This is a genomic window from Paenibacillus urinalis, assembly GCF_028747985.1.
GTDB classification, from domain to species: domain Bacteria; phylum Bacillota; class Bacilli; order Paenibacillales; family Paenibacillaceae; genus Paenibacillus; species Paenibacillus urinalis.
In genome coordinates this window covers 2274702-2293885 of record NZ_CP118108.1, presented here as the reverse complement: position 1 = coordinate 2293885, position 19184 = coordinate 2274702, and the positions used below count along the sequence as shown (strand labels likewise).

Annotated in this window: 14 protein-coding genes; 2 read left to right on the top strand and 12 right to left on the bottom strand. The window is 46.5% G+C overall.

Annotated features, from left to right (window positions below):
• Nucleotides 1-24 precede the first annotated feature (24 nt).
• Complete coding sequence (locus tag PUW25_RS10675) at nucleotides 25-1353, top strand: hemolysin family protein (RefSeq protein WP_274336996.1); 1329 nt, start codon at nucleotides 25-27, stop codon at nucleotides 1351-1353.
• A 62-nt stretch (nucleotides 1354-1415) separates the two neighbouring features.
• On the opposite strand, the gene PUW25_RS10670 is transcribed toward PUW25_RS10675, so the two are convergent.
• Complete coding sequence (locus PUW25_RS10670) at nucleotides 1416-2228, bottom strand: formylglycine-generating enzyme family protein (RefSeq protein ID WP_476641289.1); 813 nt, start codon at nucleotides 2226-2228, stop codon at nucleotides 1416-1418.
• 334 nt (nucleotides 2229-2562) lie between these two features.
• Between PUW25_RS10670 and PUW25_RS10665 the strand changes: the two genes are divergently transcribed.
• Entirely contained in the window at nucleotides 2563-3762 is a 1200-nt protein-coding gene (locus tag PUW25_RS10665) for an ROK family transcriptional regulator (protein WP_274336994.1), read from the top strand.
• Nucleotides 3763-3854: 92 nt separating this feature from the next.
• On the opposite strand, the gene PUW25_RS10660 is transcribed toward PUW25_RS10665, so the two are convergent.
• From PUW25_RS10660 to PUW25_RS10610, 11 genes are all read right to left on the bottom strand, one after another.
• Nucleotides 3855-4781, bottom strand: coding sequence for a manganese-dependent inorganic pyrophosphatase (locus PUW25_RS10660; protein ID WP_047909533.1), 927 nt, complete (start codon nucleotides 4779-4781; stop codon nucleotides 3855-3857).
• A 132-nt stretch (nucleotides 4782-4913) separates the two neighbouring features.
• Nucleotides 4914-5384 carry a translation initiation factor IF-3 gene (infC, locus tag PUW25_RS10655; protein WP_274336993.1) on the bottom strand — a complete coding sequence of 157 codons (471 nt, stop codon included), beginning with the start codon at nucleotides 5382-5384 and terminating at the stop codon, nucleotides 4914-4916.
• 1 nt (nucleotide 5385) lies between these two features.
• Nucleotides 5386-6396, bottom strand: coding sequence for an LLM class flavin-dependent oxidoreductase (locus PUW25_RS10650; protein WP_274338287.1), 1011 nt, complete (start codon nucleotides 6394-6396; stop codon nucleotides 5386-5388).
• A 92-nt stretch (nucleotides 6397-6488) separates the two neighbouring features.
• A complete protein-coding gene (locus PUW25_RS10645) occupies nucleotides 6489-8378 on the bottom strand; it encodes an LTA synthase family protein (protein WP_337999934.1) in 1890 nt (629 codons plus the stop codon).
• 198 nt (nucleotides 8379-8576) lie between these two features.
• The gene (locus PUW25_RS10640) at nucleotides 8577-9341 is read right to left on the bottom strand and encodes a DUF3891 family protein (RefSeq protein WP_274336992.1); all 765 of its coding nucleotides are present in this window, start codon (nucleotides 9339-9341) and stop codon (nucleotides 8577-8579) included.
• A 190-nt stretch (nucleotides 9342-9531) separates the two neighbouring features.
• The gene (locus PUW25_RS10635; protein ID WP_047909537.1) at nucleotides 9532-10320 is read right to left on the bottom strand and encodes a pyruvate, water dikinase regulatory protein; all 789 of its coding nucleotides are present in this window, start codon (nucleotides 10318-10320) and stop codon (nucleotides 9532-9534) included.
• A 30-nt stretch (nucleotides 10321-10350) separates the two neighbouring features.
• Nucleotides 10351-10986, bottom strand: coding sequence for a helix-turn-helix transcriptional regulator (locus tag PUW25_RS10630; protein ID WP_274336991.1), 636 nt, complete (start codon nucleotides 10984-10986; stop codon nucleotides 10351-10353).
• A gap of 70 nt (nucleotides 10987-11056) precedes the next feature.
• The gene (gene ppdK, locus PUW25_RS10625; RefSeq protein ID WP_274338605.1) at nucleotides 11057-13750 is read right to left on the bottom strand and encodes a pyruvate, phosphate dikinase; all 2694 of its coding nucleotides are present in this window, start codon (nucleotides 13748-13750) and stop codon (nucleotides 11057-11059) included.
• Nucleotides 13751-13979: 229 nt separating this feature from the next.
• Nucleotides 13980-14429, bottom strand: a complete 450-nt coding sequence (locus PUW25_RS10620; RefSeq protein WP_274336990.1) for a hypothetical protein — start codon at nucleotides 14427-14429, stop codon at nucleotides 13980-13982.
• An 83-nt stretch (nucleotides 14430-14512) separates the two neighbouring features.
• On the bottom strand, nucleotides 14513-15490 hold the full coding sequence (locus PUW25_RS10615) for an aldo/keto reductase (RefSeq protein WP_274336989.1): 978 nt from the start codon (nucleotides 15488-15490) through the stop codon (nucleotides 14513-14515).
• A gap of 145 nt (nucleotides 15491-15635) precedes the next feature.
• Entirely contained in the window at nucleotides 15636-18809 is a 3174-nt protein-coding gene (locus PUW25_RS10610) for a bifunctional cytochrome P450/NADPH--P450 reductase (RefSeq protein ID WP_274336988.1), read from the bottom strand.
• Nucleotides 18810-19184: the final 375 nt, after the last annotated feature.

Below are 19184 nucleotides of genomic sequence, written 5' to 3'. Positions count from 1 at the left end.
TATAAAGGATTGTGAAGAACTCTAATGGGTATAGGACCGAATTTATTAGTGTTTGCAATACTCATTGTACTAACCGCATTCTTCGTCGCTACGGAATTTGCGATTATTAAGCTCAGGCCGAGCCGTGTCGACCAGCTGGTGCTCGAAGGACGCAGAGGCGCCCTTGCCGTACAGAAGGTAACCACGAATCTGGATGGTTATTTATCCGCTTGTCAGCTTGGAATTACCATTACCGCATTAGGACTTGGATGGTTAGGTGAGCCAACCGTCGCGATTATGATTGAACCGTTGTTTGCACGCCTGGGTGCTCCCGATGAACTGGTCCATCTCTTCTCTTTCATTATTGCGTTTATGATCGTTACATTCTTACATGTTGTTGTCGGTGAGCTTGCGCCGAAGACGATGGCGATCCAAAAAGCCGAAGCGATCACGTTCATCGTTGCTGGACCGATTATGCTGTTTTATAAGATGATGTATCCGTTTATTTGGCTGCTTAACGGCTCTGCTAACAAGCTTGTTCAAATGTTTGGTCTACAGCCGGTGAAGGAACACGAGGATGCACACTCGGAGGAAGAAATACAAATTATATTATCCGAGAGCTACCAGAGCGGTAAAATTAACAATACGGAATATGGATATGTAAACCGTATATTTGCTTTTGACGAAAAGCTTGCCAAGGAGATCATGATTCCTCGTACCGACATGGTCTGCTTATATACGAACAATTCACTTGAAGAGAACATGAGTATTATCCGCAGAGAACAATATACACGCTTTCCTGTTGCCCACCAAGGGAAGGATCAGATCGTAGGCATGATTAATACGAAGCAAATGTTCCTGAATTATAGAGAGAATGAAGCGTTTGATCTGAAGCAGTTCATGCACCCTGTACTATCTGTTTCAGAAGCAACGCCTGTGAATGAGCTCTTAAAGAGAATGCAAAAAGAACAGGTTCACCTGGCCGTCATTGTTGATGAATTCGGCGGTACTGCTGGACTCATCACTATTGAGGATATTCTTGAAGAAATCGTCGGTGAAATTCGGGATGAATTTGACTCCGAGGAGCGTAAGGAGATCGAACAAATCGGAGAATTGCATTATATTGTGGACGGCAAAATTCAGCTGGATCAAATTGCCGACCTCACAGGCCTCCACTTCGATCTAGAAACCGCCGATACGATTGGCGGCTGGCTGTTCACGATCCTGATGAATCCCAAGGTCGGCCATACCCATTATCACGAAGGAATGATCTTCACTGTCAAAGAAGTAGGCCGCAACCGCGTCAAGAAGGTTGAATTCAAAAAAGCTCCCGAGGAGCTTGAGCTGGAATTGACCCCACAAGCGGTAGGCTAGAGTATATTCCAGAGATTACTCAAATACGGCAGCCCTATGAATACTTAGGGCTGCCGTATTTATTAGAGTTGGACAACGCGAAAACCTAAGTTTCCTGTTGAGCTGTCTGGCGTATTGCTGCTCCGGGCCGCGACCCGGTAACGGTTACAATATGACCGGTGACACAGATAGGAACCGCCGCGCATTGACTTTCTGCCCGTTTCCCTATGGTATAGCGGGTTATCCGCTGATGTTTCTCGATGATATCCCGGGCTGAACCAATCTGCACACCATTCCCACACATTACCTGCAACATTATATAATCCATATCCATTTGGCTCATAGGAGTCCACAGGAGCGGTGCCAATATGGCCGTCGCTTGCATTATTTTTGACGGGGAACTTTCCCTGCCAGATGTTACACATATGCCTTCCATCCTGCTTGAGCAAATCGCCCCAAGGATATGTCTTCCGCTTCAATCCGCCCCGTGCCGCATACTCCCATTCCGCTTCTGTTGGTAGTCTGGTTCCAGACCAGGCACAGTAAGCCACGGCATCATTCCAAGAGATATGTACAACCGGATGGTTAAGCCGGTCCACTATGCTTGAATCGGGTCCCTCTGGCCGTTTCCAATCTGCTCCTTCTACGACATACCACCATGGCACTTGTTGAGGTGTGCTTCGGACCTGCTGTCTGGTCTCCTCAGAGACAAAGAGATGGAATACGTAAGACCAGCCATATCTCTCGGACTCGGTTACATAACCCGTGGCTTCGATAAATTGTCGAAATTGTTCATTTGTTACAGTATAGGCTGACATACGAAAGGAATCCACGTATACCTCTCGAACAGGCCCTTCTCCATCACTTGGGAAACCTTCTGACGTATTCGTCCCCATATCAAAAGATCCTGCCGGAATATCCACCCAATTCTTATGAATGATGGCTGAAGAGGACGGATTCGTGTCCTGTTTGAACTGTGCTTGAATATCTGCTGCACTATGCAGCGGGTGTGAAGATCTACTGGCTGAACAGCAGCTATTATTCTGCATCGTTTCGTGTCACTTCTTTCTATTTAAAAATTCGTAATAATCTCCATACCGCCTCAATTTAATTATCATATCACTTTTTTCATTTTGGAGGTTAGTCAATGGTCTTTGGCTCAAGGCTGAGTTATAATCGTTATCATATCTGTAGTGAAAAATAATCTTATTCATTGGAGCAGCGACGTTCATGAACAAAAAAGAACCTGTATTACAATCAAACAAAAAATTAATTTATTCCTGGATTGCTGAGCATGGTCCTATTTCCAAGGCTGAACTATTAGATGCTTTTTCACTAACGAGTAGTACACTTACCCGCCTGCTTGAAGAGATGACAAGCGAAGGTCTTATTCAGGCGGCAAGCCTCGGCGTCTCCAGTGGAGGACGTCGCCCCATTCTCTATCAGATTGAACCTGATTACCAATACATATTTGGCCTTGAAATTTCCCGGTTCTCTTCCACACTCGGTCTGTTTGACATGGCAATGAATCCGAAATCGGTGATGCGCTGGCGGATGGATGAATCGATGACGCCTGAGCGGTTTGTAGAATTTGCTTCCGGTCACATGAGGAGCTTTCTCAAGGATCATCAGCTGGAGCCTTCACAAATATTAGGTATGGGTATTGGTGCAGTCGGACCTGTCGATCGAAACAGGGGGATTATTCTCGATCCATTATACTTTCCAGCACCTGGCTGGCGTAATATTCCCATATGTCAGCAGTTTGAGATTGCCACAGGCTGGAAGGCTTATCTTGAGAACGGAGTTAACGCTGCACTTATCGGAGAAGCCTGGGCGATGCGTGATCAAGGTATTCAGCATGCACTCTATGTTCATGCCGGAGTGAGCCTCAGATCTGCTATTATGTCTCAGGGCCAAATCGTGCATGGTACGGTGGATACAGAAGGCTCCATCGGTCAAATGATCGTGCAAATCGATGGTCAGCGGCTCGGTCCTATTGGCAATTATGGAGCACTAGAGGCATACGCCTCCATTCAAGCGCTTGAGAGGACGGCACGTTCACAGGCCAAGGCCGGTAGAGCCCTCGGTCCCGTACTCAGCTCATTGTCTCCCGATCGAATCCAGTTTGAGCATCTTCTCAAAGCACTGGACGCAGAAGATCCTTTTGCACGGGAAATATTTGAGCAGTCCGCCGTTTATTTTGGTATAGGGCTAGCCAATTTGATTAATATGTTTCATCCGGAGATCGTTATATTAGGTGGAACCTTGGTCAATTACAATGCACTATACTTCGATACAGCAACGCATATCGCTAAGAAGAATACCTTCTATCATCCAAGAGATGAGCCCTTATTCTCAAAAGGGAAGCTTAAGGAAGACGCAGTCATTACGGGATGCGCACTTAATGTGTGCAGAGCTTTCCAGCTGTAGAGATTACAGCAGAGCTCTTCATAAGATAAAAAGGGTTGTCCTAATGCAGTATAACTGCAATTAGAACAACCCTTTTGTATTGGAGCATATGATTATGACAATGCTTCTGTCAGTACAGGAACGATCTGAGATTTACGGGAAACAACGCCTTTCAGAAGTGCCTTGTTGTCCACGAGCTGAACATTGTATGCACGCTCAACTGCCTCAGCCTTGTGTCCAAGTGCAATCGCAGCAGAGTCATTGTTAAGAATGTCTGTAATTACGAATACGAACAGGTCGAGATTTTTCTCAGCAATGGTTTGATAAATGACAGCCTCAAGCTCCGCTTGTTTGACAAGCAGATCGTTGACATCCACCGTGTTGACTTGTGCAATTTCAACCTTGAACTCACCCATTGAGAATTCCTTCGCATCAAGCGTAAGGAGCTGAGGAACGGATTTTTTGCTAAGATCAGCACCTGCTTTGAGCATATCAAGACCGTACACGCTGGCATCGACACCTGCAATCTCAGCCAGTTCCTTGGCTGCAGCAATATCCTGCTCTGTGCATGTCGGTGATTTAAATAAGAGAGAATCTGAAATAATAGCAGACAGCATCAGACCCGCAATCGGTTTCGTAATCTCCACATTATTCTCTTTGTACAGCTTGTTAAGAATCGTTGCAGTGCAGCCCACTGGCTCTGCGCGATAGTACAGCGGCTGGCTTGTCTCGAAATTGGCAATTCTGTGGTGATCAATAACTTCTGTAATTTGAACCTGATCAATATCACTTACGCTTTGTTGACGCTCGTTATGGTCAACCAGAATAACGCTGTTTGTTTCATTTGCTACAGTCTCTACAAGACGCGGTGCATCCACGTTGAAGAAATCGAGAGCAAATTGTGTTTCACCATTTACTTCTCCAAGACGAACGGCTTCTGCTTCAAGACCCAGCTTAACCTTAAGATCAGCATAGGCAATTGCAGAACAGATCGTGTCCGTATCCGGATTTTTGTGTCCAAAAATCAATGTTTTCCCCATTTTATTGAGACCTCCGTTAATATGTTGTTGTCATCATGTGTGAGCATCCAGTTAGGATGTATTTCCCTATACGATTATATCGTTAAATGAATTGTATTCCAATGTTTATACCTTGTTTTAAAAAAATATTTTTTATGGCATTAATTCAACGACTGCCTGTTTGCCGCTAAGCTGAATTCCCGTCTTTGGCGTGCCGAATTCCTTCAAATCACGTATAAGGCCCTCAAGAAGTGATTTCGCCAGATCTCCTTCTTTCTTTTGAATCTTCACAACCAGCTTCACTATATCACCAGATTTAAGGATACGCTCCATTTGAGTCTTCTTCGTATCATAATCATGCTCCTCGATATGAGGAGTCAGACGGATCTCTTTGATCTTCGGCTCACGGCTCTTACGCTTCTCGGCCGCTGCTTCCTGCTTGGCAGCTCCCGCTCCAACTAGCCTGCATGGCGGAGGACTGCTCATGAGTGATGTGCATACCAGATCTACCTTTAGCTTCTTGGCTAGTGCGAGCGCTTCGGCGGTCTTCATCACACCGAGATCTTCCCCATCTATGCCGGTAACCTCTACTTCAGCTGCTTTAATTTTTTCGTTCTTGATCAATTTATTCTTCCCCTTCCCTCATCACTTCCGCAATCAGCTGAAATGATCTCTTCCTTGCTTCAAAATCGTGGATAGCAGATGCAATCATAATTTCGTCTACATTATAAAACTCGCTGATGCGGAGTATTCCTCTCTTCACCTGCTCTGGATCACCCACAATGCTGAGATGCCTCCTGCTGTTAATCTGCTCCTTCTCTACTGCGGTATAAGGATATTGAAGCGATGTCTCCACCGATGGGAAGCCGGATAGCTGTGCACCTCGCATCAACGCAAGAAAATAGAGCTGATTGCTTGAAGCAAGGCTCTTCGCTTCCTCCTCCGTATCTGCGCAAATCACACTAATGGTAATCATCGTTCGCGGGGTATCCCTCACGATGGAAGGCTCGAACCCGGCTTTATAATGATGAATCGCTTCTTCTCCTCCAGGTACACCAAAGAATTGAGCAAACGAGTAGGAAACGCCATGTCTTGCCGCGATCTTTCCTCCTTCACTGCTTGATCCGAGCACCCACAGCTCCGGGACACTGTCGATCAGCGGAATGGCCTTCAGGTTAGCATATCGGTGATCCTCCGGGAGATCCTCATATAAGTAACCGATCAGATCATCGATTTGGACCGGAAATTGCTGTGAATTCATCCGTTTCCCTTCGTTTAAAGCTGCTGTCGCGAGCGGCATGGCGCCTGTAGCTCTTCCGATTCCCAGATCAATCCGGCCCGGATATAAAGCCTCTAACAGACGGAAATTCTCAGCCACTTTATAGGCACTGTAGTGGGGCAGCATAATACCTCCCGAACCAACACGGATGCGTGAGCTGTGAGAAGCCAAGTGCGAGATCATCACTTCCGGACTGGAAAAAGAGAGTGCTGGCATGCCATGATGCTCTGAAACCCAAAATCGGTGATATCCCAGACTTTCGGTGAATTGAATCAGCTCTGTCGCTTCACTCAAGGCATCGCGAACCGTGAACCCTTCTTTTATGTAGCCATGCTCTAATACACTTAATTTGATCAATTTCATTCACCCTTCCTTACCGTAAAATGCCATTCTATTGCAGCTCCAAAATTAAAGGACACCGTTATTGTTAACGGTGTCCTTCTATCATATCAGAATCCTCGCTTCGGAAGCAGCTTCACATATTCATCCGAGAGCTTCATCAGCTTCATAATATAATCGTAATCGGCGCGATACTTCGAAATATCGGCGACGGGTTCCAGCGTCGTCAGCGAAATCGCCCGTCCATCCTCAAAACCGCTGCCCGGAACGAACATGACTTCATTATTGAAGAACGTACCTGTCGGCATGTAATATCTCATCCCGATGACATTCTGGTCAATATTAAGCAGATCCTGTCCTAGTGCAGTGAAATTCGAATCCTTCAAAGAAATTCCGAGAAGGTTCGAGACCGTAGGCAATATATCCATTTGTCCGCCAACCGTGTCAATCTGACTTCCTTCCATTCCGGGTACATGAATGACGAGCGGTATATTGAAGCGGCTGATCTGTTCATGATAAGGAACGCCTAGAGCAGCCTCAACCTGCTCTGGGGAAGTGCTCTGATTCTGCAAGCCAAAGTGATCACCGTAGACGACGAGAATGGTGTCCTCCCACAGTCCTTCTTCCTTCAACCCTTCAATAAGTGTTCCCAGAGCATAATCAGCATAATTCAGTGATGTCAGGTAATCACCCAAGGCAGTGCCTGCCAGTTGCTGTGGAACTTCCATTTGCATACGATCCTGCGGTACTTTGAAAGGCGCATGACTTGAAGTTGCGATAAAATGTGCGTAGAACGGCTTGTTCTGCGCATCCAGATCCACCAGCTTCTCAAGTCCGACACGATACATTTCTTCATCGGAAGCACCAAAATCGTTAAATTGATCATTTGTAAAATATGGCTTATCAAAATATTGATCAAAATGAAGGGCTGGATACATTTTGTTCCGATCCCAAAAGCTCACATTGTTAACGTGGAAGGTCTGTGCTGTATATCCTTCATTCTGTACAAGGCGCGGCAGACTTGGCAGCACACGGTCACCAAACCCGGTTGCCATCGCCATCGTCCCAATCGGATAGATTGATGTATTCGTAATAAATTCAGCATCCGAGGTATTGCCTTGTCCTATTTGCTGAAATACATGTGGAAAATACATGCTCTCCTCGATGAGATCATTGAGCACAGGAGTGACCTCTTGTCCCTCTACCTGCTGTCGAACCGGGAAGTTTTGAAATGATTCCAGCTGTACGATAATTAGATTCTTCCCTTTTGCTGCACCGAATCCTTCTGGCGTCGTTTCCTCACCATCTTGTTCGGGTTGCTGCTGATATGGGTAGGTGGCTTGGTGCTCGTTAATCTCCTTAACCGTCTCCTCAATATCACCGGCAGCAATTAATTTATTCTGCTGATTCGCAAGGATCGCCTGTGCCACCTGATAATTCAGGAACCCGAGCTCATCGGCACGAACGGTTTCATTTTCGATCGAACCATCCTTGGCAATCGTCAAACCAGACATGACCAGACCAATGACCGCGACCGATAAAATACCGATTCGGGACAGCTGTCGCGTATAAACGCTTCGTTTACCTTGTACTCTGTATATGAGCCATAAGATCGTCATCACCATGACGTCCGCAAAAAACCAAAAGTGCTTCGGCTCGATCAGTAAACCGATACTTGAGGCAACCTGCGGCACTTGATTCAGACTAAGCAGTGTCGTATATGTCGGTATGGAACCAAACTGAACGTTATAAATCGTTGCCGCAAACAGAATGATCGAGAACAGCGTGTTCAAGCTCCAATAAGCTGTTCCCTTCCATCTCCCTGAGAAGAGAAGCTCCCATAAGCATAGAACGACCAGAACAGCTATCGCATCTACAGCAATGCGGTCCCATGAGATGTCTCTGAATACAAAAAAGCGGAATAATGTCAGCTTTGCCATCATGAGCACAAACACAATAACAAATAAAGACCTACCCAGCCCTGTCTTTTTTTCTTTCAATTGAATTGACCCCATTCTAAATCTAAAATTTTATAATGTTTTTACGAAATATGTGATCCATTATAACATTTATATTGTTTTTGTTCTAATTTAATGAGCTGTGAGTTTGATTCACACAAAAAACAGGAGCTTCCTTTTAATGAAGGCACTCCTGTTCGGTGATATTTTTATTTTAATTGTTCATATCCTTACTTGCACTCATCGAAAAAGCAGTGTCTGCTTCATTTCCGGCGTTTGCTCGCAGGCATCACTCAATCCCTTTTCTTCAATCCATTGCTTGGATACTCTCTTATACGACAGCTCCGTCTGAAACGGTGCGACAAAAGGGGATGGTGTCACCTGTACCGTCTGGCTGTCCAGCCATTTTGCCTGAAGTGAAGGCGCATCAGAATCTGCTGTGCTGACTTGAGTCAATCCGTTCTTGAACCAGGGATGTTCCTCCTGCTTAGTGACTCCAGGTTCATTCATGCACACATAGAGGGAGAGATCATCACAGAACTCAAGAAGGCGGGAATGCTGGTCAACAACCTCGGCTTCCTGCGGCGCCGCCGCTCTACGCAAACGCTGCTGTCTATGCTCCTCCTCTTCACAAAAAGCGATGCTGAACTCATCTGTCCCGTTCTGTATATCGGGAAACTGGGTGAAATGATGACTGACCAGATAGGCCGCGTAGGGACTGTGCTCCTCTACTTCTTCAATTCCGGCCTGATACATTTTGAGCTTCACTGGATAAGGATAATTGACAAAATAATAAGGCTCCTTCTCCTTGTCATTCCATATCGGCACCTGATCTACCCGAATCCAAGCCCGGTCATGCTCATATATAGCATACAAAACGTCCTTTTTATATGTATCCTTGATAAACAATTCCGGTAAGAGTCTGGAGGCAATCTCTCCCGACAGTCTGGCATGCTCATGCTGTTCGATCATAATGAAGTGCTGTGCTTGTTCTCTTATAATCATGTTCGATTACATCTCCTTCTACATCCACTTGTGATTAAGTAACCCATCAAGGCACCGTTCTAAACTTTAAAAATGATATCGAACAAAGAACAAAGAAGCCCGGGCAGGCTCCTTTGGCTCCTATAACATCTGAATCTATTCCTCTATTACTAATCATTCGTACGGTCGCGCTATACCTTTTTCGTATCCACTAGAGATAACCCAATATTATGCCTGCTGTCTCTTCAATGGCTTTATCTGTTACGTCTATAACCGGACATCCCAGCCGATCAAACAGTTCATAAGCATATTCCAGCTCTGTAACGATCCTAGCCAGTGAAGCGTATTTTGACCCGTTGGGTAGTCCCATGACCTTAAGCCGTTCTGAGCGAATTTTCAGCAGATGCTCTGCATCCATAGTCAACCCGACAATTTGACCTTTGATTGGCTCGTTTAACGGTTCAGGTGGCTTGATCTCTGGTACGATGGGATAATTGACAACCTTATAGCCTTTATGCGCAAGAAATATACTCAGCGGTGTTTTTGAGGTCCGGGATACGCCAAGCAGAATAATATCTGCTTTGACAATGGCACTTGTGTCTTTGCCATCGTCACACTTTACTGCAAATTCGACTGCTTCCACGCGTCTAAAGTAGTCTTCATCCAATCGGTGCAGCACACCCGGACGCTGTGTTGGCGAATCATGGAACGTATCAATAAAGGCCTGCATCATTGGGCCCATGATGTCCACCGTTCGAATGCCTAGTCGAACCGATTCTTCTTTGATCGCTTCACGCAGCTCAGGCTGAACCAGTGTATAGGCGACAAAACCGGATTTACGGTGAACCTCTTCCATCAGCTCTCTAATCTCATCTTCACTGCGGATTTGGGGATAACGTCTCAGCTGAATGTTTAATGACTCAAATTGTCGCAGTGCGGCTCTTACAACAAGGTCAGCTGTTTCCCCTAGAGAATCTGAACAAACGGCGACGAAATGCATCCTCTTTTCCCCCTGCTGCTTTATTCATACTCAATCTTCGTGGTGTACCGAATCAAACGCCTCAAATAATACTCTTACGATCGTCGTCTTCGATATCCGGCCGACCAGCTCATTGTTCTCCCGTTTAATAACAGGCAAGCTGTCGATCTCATGAAACACCATTTTTCCAACAGCATCTATAATTCGATCCTCCGGTGACACCGATATCATATTCGGCTCTCTTGTCATCATCAGGCTGACCGGAATCTCTCGAATATCCTGATCTCCTAAGGTCACCTTAAGCAGATCCTTCCGAGAGACAATTCCGATCAGTGCGCCCTCTGAGTTAATCACCAGCAGTGTACCGACATCCTCCAAGAACAAGGTCACTACGGCCTCATGGATGGTGGTATGTCCATATACCACAACGGGTACACTCTGTACATCCTTCACTTTCATTTCGCCTATTTCCGTCAAGTACCTGTCTGATGCAGACATAACAGGGCCGAGAAAATATCCAACCTTGGGCTTCGCAGACAAGTAACCCGTCATTACAAGTAAGGAAAGATCGGCTCTAATTGTCGGCTTGGATAGTGACAAGCGGTCAGCAATTTGATCCCCCGTAATGGGAGCACTTTCCTGAACAATATCTACAACGCGTTGTTGTCTTCCTGTTAGTTCAATCACAATATGCCCCCATTACCAGTTACCGTACAAATAGATGATGAGCTTACATTATTGTTAGTCGTGTTCATGATTATGCGGTGCTTGTTACCTCTGAGCCAAACTGAGGCACTGACACATTTCGCTCCCGTATTTGTGCTTGCGCAGCAGCAATGCGGGCAAAAGGCACGCGATACGGTGAGCAGCTGACATAATCCAGTCCAATCTGATGACAGAAACGTATAGATTCTCGATCACCACCATGCTCCCCGCACAATCCTGCCACAAGCTGAGGCTTCCAGGAACGTCCTCTAGTCAGAGCCAGCTTCATCAGCTCACCGACGCCTTCCTCATCCAATACTTCGAAAGGGTTGGCTTCAACAATCTTCTGCTCCATATATTGGCTGAGGAATCTGCGTTCTGCATCATCTCTGCTGTAGCCGAGCGTCATTTGTGTCAGATCATTTGTGCCAAAGGAGAAAAAATCAGCATGCTTCGCGATCTCTGCGGCGGTCAAGGCTGCACGTGGTACTTCGATCATCGTGCCAACCCGATACGGACAATGTCTCAGATTTTCTCTCAGCACTTGTTCCGCCACTTCATCCACAAGCCTTCTCAGCGTGGACAGCTCATTGGCGTGGCCTACCAGAGGTATCATGATTTCAGGTACAACTGATATCCCCCGATCTATACAGTTCGCGGCTGCACGGAAGATTGCCTCTATTTGCATATCATAAATTTCGGGGAATACTATTCCAAGCCTTGCACCTCTCCAGCCAAGCATGGGATTCGTCTCTCTTAACTCCTGTACCTTGGATATAACTCGCTCCACTTTGTCCAGCTCATCGGTATCTCCATCCATCGTTATCATGCGAAGATGCTCTTTTCTGCCTTCAAGTACTTCAAGCTTCGGCAAAAATTCATGCAGAGGCGGGTCCAGCAAACGAATGGTAACAGGCAGCCCATCCATCTCCGTAAAGATCTGCTCAAAATCCGATTGCTGAATCGGCAATAAGCGATATAGTGCCTCTTGACGCTCCTGGGCATTTCCGGCGACAATGACCCGCTGAATCAGCGGCAGTCTGGAGGGTGACAGGAACATATGCTCTGTACGGCATAAGCCTATTCCTTCGGCTCCCCATTTGCGTGCATATTTTACATCACCAGGCTGGTCAATATTTGCATATACCTTCATCTGCTTGATCTCATCCGCCCAGCTTAGAACAAGAGACAATTCCTCCGAAATTTCGGGATCCTTCAGCTTGATCTCTCCTGCATACACCTGGCCCGTTGCCCCATCCAGCGAGATCAGATCTCCTTCACGGAAGGTATATTCCCCACAGATCAGCTCCTTCGCGTCCTCACGAAGCTCCATTTCTTCACAGCCGCACACACAGGGCGTTCCCATTCCTCTTGCGACCACCGCTGCATGGCTCGTCATGCCTCCCCGGAGTGTAAGCAGGCCTTCAGCAGCAATAACACCATGAATATCCTGAGGTGTTGTTTCTCTGCGCACCAAAATAACTCTTTTGCCCACAGAAGTCCATGCTTCTGCCGTTTCGGAATCAAACACAAGCGCACCGCTCACGGCACCGGGAGAAGCTGGAAGGCCTGTTGCCACAACTTTGTCCGCATCCTGCGCTTCAATCGATTGATGCAGCAGCTGATTCAGATGCTCAGGCTCAATTCGAAGCAAAGCTTCTTCCTTGGTAATAATGCCTTCTTTCGCATAATCGACTGCTGCTTTCATGGCTGCTTGGGCAGTCCGCCTTGCTCCACGAGTCTGCAGTATGTACAGCTTGCCTTGCTCAATCGTAAATTCAATGTCCTGTATATCTCCATACCAAGCTTCCAGCCTGGATGCTGCTTCGTGAAGCTCTTCATAAACGGCTGGCATCGTTTGGGCGAGATACGATATTCCGAACGGAGTACGGATACCCATGACCACTTCTTCTCCTTGGGCCGAAGGCAAATACTCCCCCAGAATTTCATGAACACCCGTGGATGGGTTTCGAGTAAAAAGCACACCCGTCCCACTGTACTCATCCAAATTGCCGAATACCATTTCCTGAATACTGACAGCTGTTCCCTGATCCTCTGGAATTTTATGAACCTTGCGATATACTTTGGCCCTCGGATTCGACCAGGAACGGAAGATCGCGCGTACAGCATCAATTAACTGCTCTCTTACATTTTGCGGGATTGGTTTCTTAGCACGCTGATGAATGAGTGATTTGTACTTATCGATCAGCTCCACAAGTTCTGTTTGTTCAAGCTGTCCAATATGTTCCGTCCCTTGAGCAGTATTAAGCTGACGCAGTAATTTCGAGAATGCATTATTCTCGATTCCCATCACCACATGTCCATACATTTGTATAAAACGGGCATAGCATTCCAGCGCATATTTGCGATTGCCGGTAATTGTCGCGAGACCTTCTGACGTCTCGTCATTCATGCCAAGGTTCAGGATGGTATCCATCATCCCCGGCATAGAAGTTACTGCACCAGAACGTACGGCAACGAATAACGGATTCGCTGGATCGCCGAATATTTTGCCAGTCTTCTGTTCCAAATTTGCGAGTGCGGCTTCAATCTCTTCAATAAGGGAGAGCGGAATATGTCCAAGATGCGTGTAATAATCCCGGCATGAAGCCGTTGTAATCGTAAAACCATAAGGTACGGGCAAGCCCGCTCTTGTCATTTCCGCCAAGTCCGCCCCTTTTCCACCCAAAAGCTCACGCATCGATGCATTACCTTCACTAAACATGAATACACGTTGGTCCGTCATCCGATCTCTCCTCATCTCATTGTTTTTCAAATGCATATTTTCCATTTTTTTCAAATCTAACTTAGCCAATATATTACGTCACGAATGAGGAATGGTCAATATATAATACGTCATATAAGAATGTTTTATAGGTGTAGATTACACATGATTTCGGATGTAGTGACCATAAATTCAACACAAAGAAGCTGTCACTACGGACAGCTTCTTTGTCTGTGTTACAGAAGAGATATCACCTTTGCTGCTCAGAAACACCGTTCATTTCCAGCACCGATTGGATCATACTGCTGCGGTATTCAATTTTGGGCTTGAGATAGATCCCTTTGGATTTACCTTCAATATATAATGTCACATCATTTGATCCGTCATAGGGTCTGAATCCTGTCACCTTATCATAAGGAATAAAATGGATGCCAAACTTAACACCGTTCTCCCCGACATAAAACTGACTGACCAAATAATAGACAACAAACGAGAGTAAGAAAATAACGTATTTTAGCCATCCTTCACTCGTTATCAAGTAAATACCGCCGAGTACATAGATCAGGACCAGCAGCAGTGTATTTTCTTTACCTAGTCCGCTAAATCTTACTTTTCCCGCTCTTCGCCGCTGCTGAATGCTAATAATCAAGGCAGCCAATGAGAGGATTAGAAATAGAACCAGACTTATATTGGATACCAAGTGCACTCCACTCTCCCTTGCAGCGACTACATCTGCTTATGCCGATTTGATAGCAGCGTCGCTGACCTGATGAAGCTCATTCTTTACGGCAGTCTAGGTCCTCTCGCTGTAACATACAGCTTGTACCATTCATCCCGTGTCATGAGCTGGCCTTGACGAACAGCGTCCCCCGTCGCTTTAATCCGCTCAGGATTGATCGTTCCAATGACCGGCTGAATCATCGCCGGATGTCTCATCAGCCAGCCGAGTACGATCGCTTCACGAGTGGTGTCCTTCTCTTCTGCCATATCCTGAACGAGCTTCGCTGCCGCCTGAATATGCTCCGGCTGATCCGAAACGTCCTTCCCTGTGAAGATTCCTTGCGACAGTGGACTCCAGGCTTGAAGCTGAATGTCCTGCATCTGACTGAACTCCAGCAGTCCTGCCCCAAAGTTCACCTTCGTTCCAGCCGCTTGATTGACAAAGACCACCTCATCAACAAAATGAAGGTGAGACAAGCTCATCTGCAGTTGGTTTACGATAATCGGATACGGAAGTGAACGCTGCAAGAATTCAATTTGACCCACATTCATATTGGAAACTCCAAAGTGACGAACCTTGCCAGCAGATTTGAGCAACGTTAAGGCTTCCGCAATTTCTTCCGGCTCCATAAGCGGATCTGGACGATGTAATAGCAAAATATCAATATATTCCGTACCCAAACGGCTCAATATGCCATCTACCGAATTTAAAATATGTTCTTTGGAGAAGTCATATCTTCCAGGAAGATCACCGTCTTGAAGTCTTATGCCGCATTTGGATTGTATAATGATCTCTTCCCTGAGAGAGGGCTGTGCCTGCAGGAGCTTGCCAAACGTTTCTTCCGCTTTGCCGAAAGTGTAAATGTCCGCATGATCGAACATATTAATCCCTGCTTCACGCGCAGCATCAACGGCTCTCTCTGCTTCAAGCACATGTTCCTGCGTGATCGGATTCGTGTTCCACCCACCACCCATGGACATGGAACCGAGCACCAGCTGACTAGCATCAATCCCTTTGTGACGCAATGGCATCATTTTCATATATATAACTCCTCCTTCAATCAAATATGTACTTAACACTACCCAATTCTACCAACATCATCTCAAAAATAAAAGGCTTGCCTGCGGCAGCAAGCACTTCTGCTGCGTCACAGACAAGCCTTTCAGAGCGGGCATCCTTAACCTTTTACCCTGCCCAAACATCCTTTACATACCTGCCGCTGGATTCCAGCCCTTGCAGCCACGATACGGCTTGCTCTTCACTGGACTGCGTATGACGCTGATAACTGGAGATAAGTGTCTTCTCCACATCAGGCGCCATCCGCACGCCATCTCCACAAATGAATATTTTGGCACCATTCTCTATCAATTTAAGCAAATGATCGGCATCTTGTCGAATCAGATGTTGAACATAGCATTTGTCCTGGCCTTCCACCCGGGAAAAAGCCGTATGCAGTGTAACAAGCCCCTCCTCCTGTGCCGAAATGAATTCTTCCTGATAGAGAAAGTCGTGTTCGGGATTACGGCAGCCAAAATACAAATGGGCCTCTCCCAGCTTCATCCCTTGTTTGTTCCATACATCTCTTGCCTGAATAAAGCCACGGAAAGGAGCAACCCCGGTTCCTGGTCCGATCATGATGATCGGAGTCTCTGGTGAGTCAGGCAGCTGGAATCCAGATTCAGGAGTTTGTACAAACACAGATATATTCGCGCCAGGCTCAAGCTCTGCCAAGTAATTTGACGCAACTCCCCTGTATTCTGTTCTGCCGTTCCATGCCGGTCCGCGGACCACACTTACAGTGATGCTTGCCGTATGTGGTCGAAGCTTTGGAGAGCTGGATATGGAATAATATCGCGGCACAAGCGCAGGCAGCAGCTCAAGAAATCTCTCAAAGGGAAGCTCGCATGCCTCGTACTTCTCGAGCAGATCAAGCATGGTTATTCGCTTGGCCCTTATTTCATTCTGATACATGTCATCCTCCAGAAGAGCATAGAGCTCCTTGGCATGAGGCGGACACACCGTGTGCGAAGCAAGCTCTCTAAGCTGTGCTCTCGTGGCAGGTGCCTGAAGCTCGACACTATGTGTGAGCAGATCATCAAGCCTTACCGTCGATCCTACCGGAAGGTGAGCACTGCTGCGTCCTTCGGCATGAAGAACAAGATGACTTGAGCCCGTTAATCCAAACCGTTTCAGTACCCTGCTTACCTGCTGCTCTGAATTTTGTGCCAGTACCCCCAGATGATCACCTTCCTGATAGGTTATCCCTTCCGGCAGCTCGATCTCGATATGCTGGGTTATTCTCCCACTGTCTTGATGCTGCAAGTTCCTGCTTCCTGTAATCATTGCCGGATAAGCCTGATAGGTCTCCGCAAGCGGTACAGCAGCCACACCGTCTACATTTGAAATAGATAGACTGCTCCTTCTCTTCGTCATGGATTCTTCGACCGTGATCTGCAGCTTCTGCATTAGATCGGGCCATAGCGATTCCGTAAAGTCATCCACTTCCCGTTCAAAATCACCGCTTGCATCGCTCTCACCCCGATCTAATAAGCGGATGGCCCCTTTTGCATGCAGCGTTTCATCAATGAACCTCGGTACGCGCTGATAAGTGCTAGCCCAGTTATGGTCGCCGCACCCGAACACGATATAGCTAACTCCCTGAAATTCGGAAGCCGGTGCCTGCTCCAGCCAGTCTACAAAATGCTTAGCGTTCGATGGAGGCTGACCATTGTACGATGCCGTTACAATAAACACAATTCCTTCCGTCGGAAGACGAGATGTGTATTCATCAAGAGTTGCTATATTTACATCAAACCCTTGATATTTAGCTGTATCCGCGACCTCTCTTGCAATCCCTTCGGCTGTACCGAGATTTGAACCGTATAGTACTAGCATCGGTGTGTTATGAGTCGGTACGTGGCTCGCTTCTGCCGGCTTGCTCACTCTGTCTGCTTGATCTGCAGGAGAAGATCCAGATCCCATCATGATATAGTTCATGCCACGGCTGCGAAGTTTGACCCTGAAATCCTCTGGTTTCAGCGTCAAGGTTTCTTTCACCTTCAATTGATAATCCGCGTAATCAAACAGATCAAAGTGCTTCAGCACCATGCCGAGCACCAAGGTAGCTTCCTGCATGGCAAACTGCTGTCCTATGCAGGCCCTTTGACCATTTCCAAAAGGCTTATAGGCATCATGAGGCACCTTGCTTGGATCCTCAAAACGCTCTGGGATGAATTTATCGACATCCACTCCCCATACACGCTCGTCACGATGCAATTTGGGAATGAGCACCGTTACACTGTCCCCTTTTTTCATCGGATATTTTCCGCCAATTTCCGTATCTTCCTTGGCATATAATGAGAAGGCGGGGGCTGTCGGCCATAATCTCAGTGCTTCGTTAAGCACCATACGAATATATTTTAAATCGCGAACCTGATTGTAGGTTGGAAGGGAATCCTTGAATATGCGATCCACTTCTTCCCGTGCCTTCTTCAGCTTATCAGGATGCTTCAGTAAATAATAAATGGCGAAGGACAGCAGTCCGCTTGTTGTTTCATGTCCAGCGATCAAGAACGTGATCATTTGATACCGGATATTCTCCAGATCCAGCGATTCACCAGTCTCTGGGTCGATTCCCTCCAGCATATGAGACAATAGATCCCCTGCATTACCTCCGTGTGCCTTGCGTTCCCCGATCAGATTATCAACCAGCTCAAACATGCCCTGTATATCTTCATTAAATTGCTTCTTCTTCTGTACCATGAACAGATCCTGAATACCCAATCGGTGGAGCTGACTCATTCCTTCATCCAGAGCTCTTACCATACGATCAATGAAGGGATGATGATCCTCACGGTAGAAGCTGTTGAATCGATAGTCAAAACCACATAATCCAATCGTATCCAGGGTCAGCCTGGTCATGTCTGCGGGGATATCAACCGTTTCATCGGGATTGAGTCGTGCCCATTTTTGAATCAGCTGTACGGCAATATCCAGCATTTTGCTATGGTAGCCCTGCATGGCGCGCTGACTGAAGCTCGATAGCAAAATATTGTGAGCCTTCTTCCAGTTCGGCTCATCTGTAGCACTCGTAAATAAGCCATCGCCGGCAAATGGGCGCACATTTCGGAGCGGGGCCCAGATCTTCTTGTCAAACCGCTTCTCATCACAAGCGTCCTTGACATATTCATGACCCGAGATATAAATTTCTTTGCGGCCCGGATATTGTATTTGAAAAATCGGACCTTGCTCATAAGCAATTTTGACGAGAGACTGCACTGGAGCATGCACATCTAGCAGAGGCAGATTCCCCAGCGGACCGTAAGTTTTGGGCTGAGGTATTTTTACAGACACAGACATCCACATTCCCTCCAAGTATATACGTTTTCTTTTTAGCCTTGCTAAGTAGACACTAGTCACATTCTTCGAGCTCTGAAACCGATTGACCATTCTGGTTAAACGGTCAATTTAGTGTAAAAAAAAGCGAAACCCATCCTCCCTTTTTCAAAAAATTTTTGCTCCTGATGATAAGTTCCATGCTTATAGCTACCCTATCACGCTCTTCAACAGGGTTACAACAGGTATAAGGTCATATTTGACTAAGTCTAATTATTCATCTTGTATTTACATTAAGAAGCTTAGTTCGAAGAATATCTTGCGCCAGACAGAACTAAAAAACCTGTCAATGACTAGAGCATTGAACAGGCTTTGTCTTATGAGCTTACATGAGCTCCT